The sequence below is a fragment of the Endozoicomonas sp. Z74 genome (genome assembly GCF_057680865.1).
Genome location: NZ_JBLYZI010000001.1, coordinates 105493 through 118909, shown reverse-complemented (window position 1 = coordinate 118909; position 13417 = coordinate 105493). Strand labels below are relative to the sequence as shown.

Annotated in this window: 10 protein-coding genes; 9 read left to right on the top strand and 1 reads right to left on the bottom strand. The window is 53.2% G+C overall.

What is annotated here, in order from left to right; translation table 11 throughout:
* The first annotated feature begins 117 nt into the window (after nucleotides 1-117).
* The 8 genes from ygeW to ACNRUY_RS00395 all read left to right on the top strand — a co-directional run bounded on the left by ygeW (nucleotide 118) and on the right by ACNRUY_RS00395 (nucleotide 9813).
* Nucleotides 118-1308: a knotted carbamoyltransferase YgeW gene (gene ygeW, locus ACNRUY_RS00430; RefSeq protein ID WP_488109658.1), complete on the top strand. Its 1191-nt coding sequence runs from the start codon at nucleotides 118-120 to the stop codon at nucleotides 1306-1308.
* Between the two features lie 85 nt (nucleotides 1309-1393).
* Nucleotides 1394-2587 carry a diaminopropionate ammonia-lyase gene (gene dpaL, locus ACNRUY_RS00425; protein ID WP_488109657.1) on the top strand — a complete coding sequence of 398 codons (1194 nt, stop codon included), beginning with the start codon at nucleotides 1394-1396 and terminating at the stop codon, nucleotides 2585-2587.
* Nucleotides 2588-2661: 74 nt separating this feature from the next.
* A complete protein-coding gene (locus ACNRUY_RS00420; RefSeq protein ID WP_488109656.1) occupies nucleotides 2662-3885 on the top strand; it encodes a YgeY family selenium metabolism-linked hydrolase in 1224 nt (407 codons plus the stop codon).
* Nucleotides 3886-4053: 168 nt separating this feature from the next.
* Nucleotides 4054-5481 carry a dihydropyrimidinase gene (hydA, locus tag ACNRUY_RS00415; protein ID WP_488109655.1) on the top strand — a complete coding sequence of 476 codons (1428 nt, stop codon included), beginning with the start codon at nucleotides 4054-4056 and terminating at the stop codon, nucleotides 5479-5481.
* Between the two features lie 45 nt (nucleotides 5482-5526).
* A complete protein-coding gene (gene xdhA, locus ACNRUY_RS00410; protein ID WP_488109654.1) occupies nucleotides 5527-7812 on the top strand; it encodes a xanthine dehydrogenase subunit XdhA in 2286 nt (761 codons plus the stop codon).
* A 4-nt stretch (nucleotides 7813-7816) separates the two neighbouring features.
* Nucleotides 7817-8728 (top strand): xanthine dehydrogenase subunit XdhB, encoded by a 912-nt coding sequence (gene xdhB / locus ACNRUY_RS00405; protein WP_488109653.1) that lies wholly within the window; start codon nucleotides 7817-7819, stop codon nucleotides 8726-8728.
* Complete coding sequence (locus ACNRUY_RS00400; RefSeq protein WP_488109652.1) at nucleotides 8725-9234, top strand: (2Fe-2S)-binding protein; 510 nt, start codon at nucleotides 8725-8727, stop codon at nucleotides 9232-9234. The genes xdhB and ACNRUY_RS00400 overlap by 4 nt, the downstream gene beginning before the upstream one ends.
* Before the next feature lie 6 nt (nucleotides 9235-9240).
* Nucleotides 9241-9813: a hypothetical protein gene (locus ACNRUY_RS00395; protein WP_488109651.1), complete on the top strand. Its 573-nt coding sequence runs from the start codon at nucleotides 9241-9243 to the stop codon at nucleotides 9811-9813.
* A gap of 364 nt (nucleotides 9814-10177) precedes the next feature.
* Here ACNRUY_RS00395 and ACNRUY_RS00390 read toward each other — a convergent pair whose 3' ends face one another.
* Nucleotides 10178-11518 carry an MFS transporter gene (locus tag ACNRUY_RS00390; RefSeq protein WP_488109650.1) on the bottom strand — a complete coding sequence of 447 codons (1341 nt, stop codon included), beginning with the start codon at nucleotides 11516-11518 and terminating at the stop codon, nucleotides 10178-10180.
* Nucleotides 11519-12111: 593 nt separating this feature from the next.
* Between ACNRUY_RS00390 and ACNRUY_RS00385 the strand changes: the two genes are divergently transcribed.
* Entirely contained in the window at nucleotides 12112-13368 is a 1257-nt protein-coding gene (locus ACNRUY_RS00385; RefSeq protein ID WP_488109649.1) for an L-lactate MFS transporter, read from the top strand.
* The last annotated feature ends 49 nt before the right edge of the window (nucleotides 13369-13417 follow it).

Genomic DNA, 13417 nt, shown 5'->3' with positions numbered 1-13417 from the left:
GCGAAAATTTCAGGACGACCTCAGTCATCAACGTCCGTTTCCGCCAGCCAGTAAAAGACCGATCTCAGCCGCATTCTCAAAGGGGCAAGAGATCTCAAGTTAAGAAAAGGAAATAACGTGAGCCAATTCAACGACCTTATTCAGCAGATCAGCGCCCTCAACACCCAACTGCACACCAAGGACTTTCTGCTGACCTGGGAGCAGTCCACCGATGAACTGAAGCAGGTGCTCAAGGTCGCTGAAGGCTTGAGAATGCTGCGTAACGAAAACATCTCCACCAAGGTATTCGACAGTGGTCTGGGTGTTTCCCTGTTCCGTGATAACTCCACCCGTACCCGCTTCTCCTTCTCCTCCGCCTGTAACATGCTGGGACTGGCTGTTCAGGACCTGGATGAAGGCAAATCCCAGATCGCCCACGGTGAAACCGTTCGTGAAACCGCCAACATGATCTCTTTCTGTGCCGATGTCATCGGTATCCGCGACGACATGTACCTGGGCTATGGCAACCAGTACATGCGTGAAGTGGGCAGCGCCCTGGACTTTGGTAAGGAAAACGGTGTTCTGGCCCAGCGTCCGGGCATGGTCAACCTGCAGTGCGACATTGACCATCCCACCCAGAGCATGGCTGACCTGGCCTGGCTCACCGAACACTTTGGCAGCCTGGAAAACCTCAAGGGCAAGAAAATTGCCATGACCTGGGCTTACTCTCCCAGCTACGGTAAGCCTCTGTCCGTTCCCCAGGGCATCATCGGCCTGATGACCCGCTTTGGCATGGACGTCACTCTGGCTCACCCCGAAGGCTACGACCTGATTCCAGACGTGGTTGAAACAGCTGGCCGCCAGGCTGCAGAAAGCGGTGGCAGCTTCACCCAGGTGAGTACCATGGAAGAAGCCTTCAAGGATGCCGATATCGTCTATCCCAAGTCCTGGGCTCCTTATCATGTGATGGGCCGTCGTACAGAGTTGCTGAAAGCCGGTGACCAGGCTGGTCTGAAGAGCCTTGAGCAGGAATGTCTGGCCCAGAACGCCCAGCACAAAGAGTGGCACTGCACCGAAGAGATGATGAAGCAGACCCGCAATGGCGAAGCGCTTTACATGCACTGCCTGCCCGCCGACATCACTGGCGTTTCCTGCAAGGAAGGTGAAGTCACAGAAGGCGTATTCAACAAGTACCTGATTGACACTTACAAAGAGGCAGGCTGGAAGCCATTCATCATCGCCTCCATGATCCTCAACCGTCGCTTTGCCAACCCGGACGTTGTCCTTGAAAACCTGATGAAAAAGGGCGCTCGTCGTATTGACGCCTGATCCATCCAATAAGTCGTCCCTGGCTGCTTAATTCGCAGCAGGGACGCAGCCAGATCTTCTTTTTTACATCAGGGATGTGAAAGCCATGTCACAATTTGCTCTATCTATCCAACAGGAGGACAACCGCTTTTTCAGTGGTGAGTCTTCCCCACTGTTCAGTACCGAAACCGCCCGGATAGCCCGGGACTTTCATCGCCGGATACCCGGTTATGAACCTACTCCACTGAGATCCCTGGATCACCTGGCACAACAGCTTGGCCTGGGAAAAATACTGGTCAAGGATGAATCCTATCGCTTTGGCCTCAACGCCTTCAAAGTACTGGGAGGCTCTTACGCCATCGGCCAGTGTGTCAGCCGGAAGCTGGGGATTGCCCTGGAAGACTTCACCTTTGACAGCCTCAAAGGACAGGAACCCATCACTTTTGCCACCGCAACCGATGGCAACCATGGCCGGGGAATTGCCTGGGCCGCCCAACAGCTCGGCCAGAATGCCGTTGTTTATATGCCGAAAGGCGCAGCAGCCGAGCGGGTAGAAAACATCCGTCGCCTGGGTGCTGAGTGCATCGTTACTGACCTGAATTACGACGATGCGGTTCGTCTGGCCTGCAAAAATGCCGATGAAAATGGCTGGCTGATGGTGCAGGACACCGCCTGGGAAGGGTATACCGAGATTCCCACCTGGATCATGCAGGGATACATGACCATGGCCGACGAAGCGGCTGAACAGATCCAGGCTCTGGGCATAGACCTGCCTTCCCACGTCATTCTCCAGGCCGGCGTTGGTGCCATGGCCGGTGGCGTACTGGGCTACCTTGCCAACCGCTATGGTGCTGAAAACTTTACTGGCATCACCGCCGAACCTCATCAGGCGGACTGCATCTACCGTTCCGGCTGCAGCAAAGACGGCTCTGCCATCAATGTCACCGGTGACCTGGACACCATCATGGTCGGCCTCGCCTGTGGTGAACCTAACCCTCTGGGCTGGGAAGTTCTCAGAAACTGCAGCCGCCACTTCCTGTCCGTTGAAGACCGGACTGCGTCTCTGGGTATGCGCATTCAGGCCAGCCCTCTGCCCGGGGATGAACGGATTATTTCCGGCGAGTCCGGAGCCATTGGTGTGGGCACACTTTATGCCATTGCCAATCACCCACACGCCAAAGACATCATGCAGAAACTTGGCCTAAACCAGAACTCGGTAGTGCTGTTGTTCAATACCGAAGGCGACACTGACCCGGTCAACTACCAGAACGTGGTCTGGGAAGGCAAGTACAGCATTTGATTGTCAGCTCGATCCCTGAGCTGACCAGAAAGACTAAGGCCCCTGAGGGGGCCCTTAAACAAGGATACAAAACCATGACCAAAGAATTGAAACTCCCTTTTTCCGAGATCCTGAAAAAAGCGGAAGAATACAAGCCGGAAATGACTAAATTTCTCCGGGACATGATCGCTATTCCCAGCGAGTCCTGCGATGAAGAAAAAGTGGTCCTGCGCATTAAAGAAGAGATGGAAAAAGTCGGATTCGACAAAGTCGACATCGACCCCCAGGGTAACGTGCTCGGCTACATCGGCCATGGCAAGCACATCATTGCCATGGACGCCCACATTGACACCGTCGGTGTAGGCAACCTGGATAACTGGACCTTTGATCCTTACCAGGGCTACGAAGATGAAGAAACCATCGGTGGCCGTGGCGCGTCTGACCAGGAAGGGGGTATGGCCTCCATGGTATACGCCGGCAAGATCATCAAGGACCTTGGCCTGGAAGACGACTACACACTGGTCGTTACCGGTACCGTTCAGGAAGAAGACTGTGACGGCCTGTGCTGGCAGTACATTATTAATGAAACCGGCCTCAAGCCCGAGTTTGTGGTCAGCACCGAGCCAACGGACTGCAACATCTACCGTGGTCAGCGTGGCCGCATGGAAATCCGGGTAGAAGTCAGTGGTGTCAGCTGCCATGGCTCAGCTCCGGAGCGTGGTGACAACGCCATCTTCAAGATGGGCCCGATTCTTAACGAAATCAATGAACTCTCCCAGAACCTGGGCGACGATGAGTTCCTGGGCAAGGGAACCCTGACCGTTTCTGAAATCTTCTTTACCTCTCCAAGCCGCTGTGCGGTTGCCGACAGCTGCGCCATTTCTATCGACCGTCGTCTGACCTGGGGTGAAACCTGGGAAGGTGCTCTGGACGAGATCCGTGCCCTGCCTGCAGTCAAGGCCGCTGACGCCAAAGTCACTATGTACAACTATGACCGTCCTGCCTACACCGGGCTGGTCTATGAAACCGAGTGCTACTTCCCAGCCTGGGTCATTCCTGAAGACCACATGGTGACAAAAACCACTGAAGACTGCTTCGAACTGCTGTTCGACAAGAAGCCTCTGGTCGATAAGTGGACTTTCTCCACCAATGGCGTTTCCATCATGGGCCGTTACAACATTCCTGTGATTGGCTTCGGTCCTGGTAAAGAGCCGGAAGCTCATGCGCCCAATGAAAAAACCTGGAAGGATCACCTGGTTAAGTGCGCCGCCATGTACGCCGCCATTCCAGGTATGTACCTCCATAACCTGGAAAAATAAATTCCAGTTTCGCTGGCAGGTTGGTTCCCCCTGGGGGAACCAACAACTGAAGCAACGCTAGTCGTCGGCTCTCAAGAGGAAAGTCGACCTACGACTGACTTTTTATAAACAGGTAGGTCGGCGTTCTCCAACAGCCGATGACCGCCCCGAAGATAAAGGGATGGGACCATGAACGTCCTGATAAAAAATGCGACCCTGGTCAATGCGGATACCAGTGAGCGGGCAGATCTTCTGACCCGTAATGGCAAAATTGAACGCATTGCCCCTGTCATAGAAATGACAGATAGCGAGAATACCGAAATCATCAACGCCGCCGGTCAGTATGTGATACCCGGCGGCGTTGACGTTCACACCCACCTGAATATTGATGTGGGCATTGCCCGCAGCTGCGATGACTTTTACAGCGGTACCGTTTCCGCCGCCTGCGGAGGCACCACCACCATTGTTGACCATATGGGCTTCGGTCCGGCGGGCTGCTCCCTGCACCATCAACTGGAACGGTACCATGAGTATGCCCGGGACAAAGCGGTTATTGACTACAGTTTCCATGGCACCATCCAGCATATTGACGACAGCATTCTGGATGAAATGGAGTCCATGGTCGTCGATGAAGGCATCAGCAGTTTCAAACTCTACCTCACCTACAACTATAAACTGGATGACAGCCAGGTTCTGGCCGCTCTTGAACGATTAAACGAGCTGAATGCCCTGACCTGCGTCCACCCGGAAAACGACGGAGCCATTCGGTTCCTGAAAAACAAATTACTGGACAATGGGCAGAAAGCGCCCATTTATCATGCCCTCAGCCGACCACCTGAGTGTGAGGCGGAAGCCGTTGGCAGAATGATCAACCTGGCTACCCTGGCCGGGGACGCCCCCATATATATTGTGCACTTGTCCAATGGCATCGGCCTGGAATACATCCGCCAGGCTCACCAGCGGGGACAGGCAGTCTATGCCGAAACCTGCCCGCAATACCTGTTGCTGAACATCAATAGTTACAACACCACCGGTTCTGAAGAGCACCCCTGGGATGAAGGCCTGAAGTACATCATGAGCCCGCCACTGCGGGATCACTACCACCAGAAGCAACTCTGGGAGGGGCTCAATGATCGTACCATTAGCACCATTGCCACCGACCATTGCGCCTTTACCATGGCCCAGAAACGGGCCGGACGTGATGGCTTCCAGTATTGTCCCAACGGTTTGCCTGGCGTTGAGAACCGGGTTCCCCTGCTCTTTTCCGAAGGGGTGATGAAAGACCGGCTGTCCATCAACCACTTTGTGGAACTGGTCAGCACCCGCCCGGCACAGCTGTTTGGTCTTTACCCCAACAAAGGGTTGATTGCCGAAGGGGCTGACGCCGATCTGGTGATCCTCGACCCGGACCGGGAAGTCACTCTCAGCCAGAGACTGATGCATGGCCGGGCAGATTATTGCCCCTATGAAGGCTTGAAGCTCCAGGGGTATCCGGTCATGACCCTGTCCAGAGGCAAGATCATTGCCCGGGATGGCCAGTTCACCGGCTCACCGGGTCACGGCCAGTTCATACCCAGAAAACCATTGAATGAGTCTTTTCGCTACTGGGTGAATTAATTTTCAGAATTGCCGTCAGTTTTCACAAGCATCAAGGATTATGTTATGTCCGTTGGTACCTCTCAGGAACGCCTGGATGCCCGGGCCAAGGTAACAGGTCGCTGTCGTTTTACCAGTGATCTGACCCTGCCCGGCACCCGTATTGCCAGATACCTCCACAGTACAATTGCCCATGGCAGGGTCAAGGCCATCGACACCTCTGAAGCCGAAGCCATGACTGGGGTAGAGGCCGTATTTACTTTTGCCGATATTCCCAAAATACCTTTTGCCACGGCCGGCCATGCCTTCAATCTTGACCCGGCGGCACGGGATAAAGAAGACCGCCTGCTGCTCACTGAGCATGTTCGCTATCACGGTGATGAAATTGCCGTAGTCGTGGCAGTGGACAGCCTGACTGCCAGCCAGGCCCTGAAAAAAATCAAAGTCACCTATGAAGAATACCCGGCCCTGTTGAGCCACGAACAGGCATTGGCAGAAGGGGCTACGGAAATTCACCCGGGCAGCCAGAACCGGGTGGGTGAACACAGTTACCAGTGCGGTGATGTCCAGCAGTCATTGCAGGATTCCGATATCCGCGTTGAAGGGCAATACCAGACCCAGATGGTTCAGCACTGCCATATGGAAAACCATGTGGCCTGGGCCTACATGGACGACACCGACCATATTGTTGTGATGTCTTCCACCCAGATTCCCCATATCTGTCGCCGTATTGTCAGCCAGGCCCTTGATGTCCCCATCAGTACCGTACAGGTGATCAAACCGGCAGTTGGTGGCGGTTTTGGCAACAAGCAGGATGTGGTGCTGGAACCCATGGTTGCCTTCCTGACGAAAAAACTGGGTGGTATTCCCGTGATGCTGGAGCTGGACCGTGAAGAGTGCCTGACCAGCACCCGCATGCGTCACCCTTTCCGGGTCAACACACAATGTGGGGTCAATAAGGACGGCACACTGAAAGCGCTGACCATGGATGTCTCCTCCAATACCGGCGGCTATGCCTCCCATGGACACTCTATTGCCAAGGCGGCAGGCTCCAAGATTGCCCCACTTTATCCACAGGCGGCACTCTCTTATCAGGCAGTGACTCACTATTCCAATTTGCCCGCGGCAGGTGCCATGCGGGGCTATGGATCCCCCCAACTGGTGTTTGCGGTGGAGTCCACCATGGAAGACGCTGCCCGGCTCATCGGCATGGACAGCATTGATTTTCGTCTGCGCAACGCCGCCCAGACTGGGGATATCAACCCATTGACCGGTAAACCCATTGAGAGCACAGGGATTCGTGAATGCCTGAGCAAAGGCCGCGAACAATTCCAGTGGGATCAGAAAAAAGAGCAACATCAGGCATTTAAAACCGGCAACATCCGTCGGGGGCTGGGCATCGCCGGCTTCTCCTACGGCAGTGGCACTTTCCCCGCCTCAGTGGAAATTGCCGGTGCCCGCATGGTGCTCAATCAGGATGGACGGGTAACCGTACAGGTAGGCGCCACAGAAATTGGTCAGGGCTCCGATACGGTGATCGCCCAGATGGCCGCTGAACGACTGGGTATTCCCACCTCTTCCATTAAAGTGGTCTCCACCCAGGACACCGATACCACACCTTTCGACCCCGGTGCCTTTGCCTCCCGCCAGACCTATATTGTTTGCCAGGCCGTAGCGGAAGCCGCCGACCAGCTTCGCGGAAAAATCCTGGAGCACGCCGCCCTCATGCTGGAAGCTCCTCTGGAGCAGCTCGAACTCGCGGACAATACCATTATCCACAACGGCCAGAACAAACGGCTGCCTCTGGGAGAACTGGCACTGGATGCCTACTATCACAAAACCCGCGGGCAACAACTCACCGCCGATGTTTCACGAAAAGTGACCACTAACGCCTATTCCTATGGCTGCACCCTTGTGGAAGTAGAGGTCGATATCGAGCTGTGCCAGGTAACCATTCTCGGCATTCGCAATGTTCACGACGCAGGTAAGGTAATTAATCCCGACCTGGCTGCGGGACAGGTGTACGGTGGAGTCGGCATGGGCATTTCCGGGGCTCTCAGTGAAGAGCTTCTGACAGATCCGGAAACCGGGTGGATCTACAACAACAATCTGCTGGACTACAAAATTGCCACCATGATTGATGCTCCGGATATCCAGTGTGACTTTGTGGAGACCCACGAGCCCACTGCCGCGTTCGGTAACAAATCCCTGGGTGAGCCTCCCCTGCTGTCCGTTGCCCCGGCCATCCGCAACGCCATATTGGACGCTACCGGTGTCGCCATGAACCAGCTGCCCATGTCACCAAAAGCCCTGTTCAGGGCCTTCCGTTCTGCCGGGCTGATTAAGGAGTAAGGGTATGTTTCCCATTGAGCAGTATTACCGGGCCAGCAGTATCGACAATGCCTGTGCCCTGCTGGCGGATCACCCCGACAGCAAACTGATTGCCGGAGGCACCGATGTGCTTATCCGTCTTCGTGAGGGCAAACGTGGCTTCAGCCAACTGGTGGATATCCACGGAATTGAAGACCTGACCCGAATCACACGCCATGATGATGGTACCCTGGTGATTGGCTCTGGAGTCTGCTTCACCCAGTTGATTGATTACCTGAACCACCATGACCTGTTACCGGCCCTGGTGGAAGGCGCCTCTTCCATTGGCGGCCCCCAGGTTCGCAACATGGCCACCATCGGCGGCAATATCTGTAACGGTGCTCCCAGTGCCGACAGCGCCGCTCCTCTTCTGGCCTATGATGCCGTATTAACCCTGCAGAGCCGGACAGGAACCCGGGAAATGCCGGTCGAGCACTTTTATGCAGGGCCTGGCAAAGTTCACCTTGAACCCGGTGAGCTGGTAACCCGGATCACGGTTCAACCTGACAGTTACCAGAGCACGGATCGTCAGAAAACCGGCAGCCATTTTCACAAATACGCCATGCGCAAAGCCATGGATATCGCCACTATCGGTTGTGCCGCAGCCTGCACAATAGAGGACAACTGTCTTCAATCCATGAAACTGGCTTATACCGTGGCAGCTCCTGTCCCCAGGCGTTGCCGAACCCTTGAAGAACAGGTATCCGGCCAGCCGGTTTCCCGCTCACTCATCCGGGACATAGCCGCCATGGTTCTGGAAGAGCTCTCCCCAAGAAATTCCTGGCGTGCCAGCAAGGACTTCCGGGAGCATATTATCCGCACTCTCGCCGACCGGGTGGTGACTGAGGCCATGATTCGTGCCGGGGCACGACTGGAAAAAGCTGGAGATGCTTTATGAAACAGATTATTCAATGCCAGCTTAATGGCAAACCGGTCGAACTGGTGATCGACGTTAGACAGTCACTGCTGGAAGCACTTCGGGAGCATGGCCTGACCGGCTGCAAGGAAGGCTGCGGCGTAGGCGAATGTGGTGCCTGCACAGTACTGATTGATGATGTACCTGTGGACAGCTGCATCACTCTGGCCATCAGGGCGGAAGGAAGGGCGATTCGTACCATTGAGGGAGAGTCGGTTAATGGGGAACTGTCGTCCGTTCAGCAGGCCTATATTGATGCCGGGGCCGTTCAGTGCGGTTTTTGTACCCCGGGCCTGGTGATGAAAACCACCTCTTTCGTGGAAGGCCTTGCTCAAAAAGGAGGCTGCTGTCAGGATAGCTCTTCAAATAAAAGCGCCAGGGACAACATCCGCCGCGAGCATGCAGGCAACCTGTGCCGCTGCACCGGTTACCAGACTGTGGTTGACGCGGTAGAAAAAAGCATTGAGTACCAGACTCAAAAGGAATAATCACTGATGACCCTGAATCCAGATCCGGTAACGCTGCTGATTGCCAACACGATCAAGCCTGGTAAACAGGAAGAATACCGTATCTGGATGGCAGGCATCAGTGAAGCTGCCCGGAAATTCGATGGGTACGAAGGCACCCAGGTGATCAAGCCCACCCGTGAGGATGACCGCAGCCTTCATACCCTGATCCGCTTTCGTGACCATGTAACCCTGTCGGCCTGGGAAGAGTCGGAAGAACGTTATCAATGGCTGGAAAAACTGCCAGATCTGGTTGAGTCAATTCAGGCAGAAAGACTTGAGGGCATTGAGTTCTGGTTCGAACCGCCCACGAAGGCCCTGCAGAAACCACCCAAATACCGAATGGCCCTGGTCACCCTGCTGGCCATTTATCCACAGATTTTTTTCATCCCGCCCTTCATTTCCATGATGCTCCCAGAGTCCATGCCACGCTTTCTGGCCACGTTGATCAGCTGCCTTTGCACCGTGCTGCTGATGACCTGGGTGGTGATGCCCACCATGACCCGGGTGTTTGCTTTCTGGCTATTTAAAGAAGGCCGCAAAAAGAACCGTAAACAATAGCCGCTTGATCATCACGAAATTAAAACTGTTCATGTTATCTCTGAAAATGGCCAGTGCCTGACCCATAAGAGGTCAGGGCTTTTTCTTTCAGTCAATTCGCTTAATGATCATGTTATTTTTCTCTCCTGCTTGCTTTTCCAGACAGTCTTCTTACTCATATTTTTTTCATAACATTAAGAAACTGCCTGGAAAATACTTCCACAAATAAATCACCTTGATTAGCAGGATGGAAAAATAAGACACGCCACTGTTTATGCGGCTTCTACGACTTCTGCAACAAAATGATGAAAGTGCATTTACTCAAAAGATACCGTCATCACACTGTAGTGCGAGAACTCGATTAATGCCATAAATTAAAAGGCAGTTAACCTCCAGCAACCGGATCTTTAATCACCAGGATTTCCGGTACTTCATTCTCCTGCTGATGTTCACCGGAAAATTTAACAAATGACTCCCGTGTTAAAAGGCCGGCAATTGCCCCGGCAACCACCGCATAAACAATTAACATCATCGCGGACTGAAAATCCCCCAGTGCAGGTTGTTCTGGATGGATTCCCGCTGTACCGGCGATTTGAGCCCACAAACCACTTCCGGAAAGGGCCAGACCGGGAATGGCCATCAAGACACCGGTCCAGAAAAACTGGAGGGTATTCACATGGGAACTGGCAGCCCCCATCAACCGGGCAGGCACCATTGCCAGGGCAATCGGGAAGTTCATAGCCGTTCCACCGGAGAAGAAACCAATCACGAAAAAGACGACCGGGCTGGCACTGGCCGGATGATGAATCAGATAGGTCAGGGCACAGGCATGACCAATAGCTGAAACCACCGTAATCGGGCAGTTCATCCTCACCTTTTCAGAGAACCATACCCAGAACGGACAACCGAAAAGCATTCCCACAAAAGCAAAGGATGAGATGGCGACAGCCTCCGGCTGAGACAGCCCTACCTGGGTCAGAAAGATAGGCCCCCACACAAGACTGACCGCCATATGAGCCCCGAACACCATGCCCGCATGAACCGTATTCAGCCAGAGCCGGGGACGCATCATCACTTCAATCATGCAACTGGCAACCTGCAGTACAAGCCGCTTGATACCAGGCCATACAATGGAAACACTTTCGGGCAGACGGGGTTCACGAATGAACATAAACATCAGCACAGACACAGCCGCGATAATCACCACCAGCATATTCAGCGCCATTGACCAGCCATAGTGTTCCACTGCAAAGCGAATCGCGTTCTGGTTAAAATACGAACCGATGGCACCAATGGCCTGTACCAGACTGAACATGATGCCAAACCGTTGGAGACCGAACCATTTTCCCCCTACGACGCCCGCACCCACAAAGCCAAAGGCCCCGCCAACCGCCAGCAGCAGGTTTGACAGCACCAGCATTTCAAAAGAATTGGCATTGGCAAAACCGATCCCGCCCAGGACCGTGAAGACACTCACAACAGGAAGTACCCGGACGCCGAGGTGGTCCAGAATAGAGCCGGAAAATAGTTGCACACCGGCTACGGCCCAGGTGTAAACCGATGCTATAATCCCCACCTGGGTCAAGGTAAGACCCAGGTCATCAGCAATGAAGGTGCTGGTTACTCCATAGGCTATCGATATTGCAAAACAGGTGATCACATAGAGGGTGGTAACCCCCCAGATAATCCACGCCTTTAGTCCACCTAACTTATCAAATTTTGCCATGTGACCTTCCCCTTTTAGGACTGCATGTACTGTTATTTGTGTGTTACACACCACCAACAAAACCTGACCATTTGGTCAACTTTGTGCCTATCTGAAGCGTCATGCAATCTTTTTGATGGCTTCTTATGATTTAAATCAAAAAAATCGGACAATAATTAACACCACCCGCCATATCTGACCTTTTTTTAACCAGACAGCTGATATTCAACTATTGGAAACGGAAAGAAAGTAACTAATAAGTTCAGAGACAATGACAAGAAAATTGAAACAACCCAATACCCCACAGGAGCTTTAAGATAAATTTTTATCATCATCAAAAATAGCCATCTGAATCCTGATCCCTGCTCTTTTTTCAGGAAATTCTGATTCAGAAAACACACTACAAATGACGTTAAATTTCTGAAGATATAGACTTTCAAATACATCAACCCACAAACATTAAATCAAAAAAAACTGCACAAAAATCAAACAAACCAAAAACAGCTCATCATCATTTAATCAATTTTGTTTACCGTCCATTGATTTTGATCAATTTATCTTTTTCAAGTTATTTCTAGAATCCGCGACTTAAACAGGTCACCAGAGAAATCATAATGAAAAACCGGTGGTTAATCGCAGCTTCCGCAGTGGGTATTCATGTTTCAATAGGTTCTGCCTATGCGTGGAGTGTTTTCAACCTCCCATTGGAATCAACCTATGGCTGGTCCAGAAGCGAGGTAGCCTTTACGTTCAGTCTTGCCATATTCTTTCTGGGCCTTTCTGCAGCGGTGATGGGTCATTTTGTTGAAAAAAATGGGCCCAGGGCCGCAGGACTGCTTTCAACCCTTTTGTTTGGGGCAGGCATGCTGGGTTCCTGGGTCGCCACTGAAATTGGCAGCCTCCATATGCTCTGGCTGAGTTATGGCGTTCTCGGGGGAGTGGGTCTTGGAGTCGGTTATATTGCTCCGGTTTCCACCCTGATCAAATGGTTTCCAGACCGCCGGGGCCTGGCCACAGGGCTTGCGATCATGGGCTTCGGGTTTGGCGCCATGATTGCCGCCCCGATTTTCAGTGCATTGATCAGCCTGATGGGCATCCCCTCTACTTTTCTGACGATGGGAGTCGTGTATTTTGCACTGATGCTGGGTTCATCGCTCTATCTCGAACGCCCTCCCACCGGTTGGATGCCAGACAAAATGCGTGCAGAGATTGCTTCCGGTGAGCGCGAGCACAAAGAAGACCTGTCACAAATGACGGCCTCGGAAGCGGTCAGAACATGGCCCTTCTGGGGGCTGTGGATCATGATGTTCATTAACATTACCTGCGGCATTGCCATTATTTACGCCGCTTCTCCCCTGGCTCAGGAGAGCATTGGCCTGACCCCTGAAGAAGCCGCCGCCATGGTCGGGTTGATGGCTCTGTTCAACGGCGTTGGTCGTCTTGCCTGGGCATCCTTTTCGGACTACTTCGGAAGACCGCAAACTTACGTTGCCTTTTTTATTTTGCAGATCGCCTGCTTTTACTTCCTCCCAAGCCTGAGCAGTGCGCTGCTGTTCCAGGCCACTCTGTTCTTAATCCTGACCTGCTATGGTGGGGGGTTCGCCACTCTGCCAGCCTTTATCGGAGACCTGTTTGGCACCCGCCAGCTGGCGGTGATCCATGGCTACACACTGACGGCATGGGCTCTGGCTGGACTGACAGGGCCTCAACTGGCCGCCTATGTCCGTTCAATCACGGGCAGCTATGCCTCCACCCTGTACCTTTTTGCCGGCCTGTTTTGTGTCGCTCTGGCGGTTTCCCTGATGATCCATGCATACGTCAACCGGAAATCGTCCTCTACTGAAGGAATGGCACAACTCAGCATGGAGTGAAGCATTCTGCTTTTTGACGCCGACTTTTCAGGAACTGCCAGACCCAACC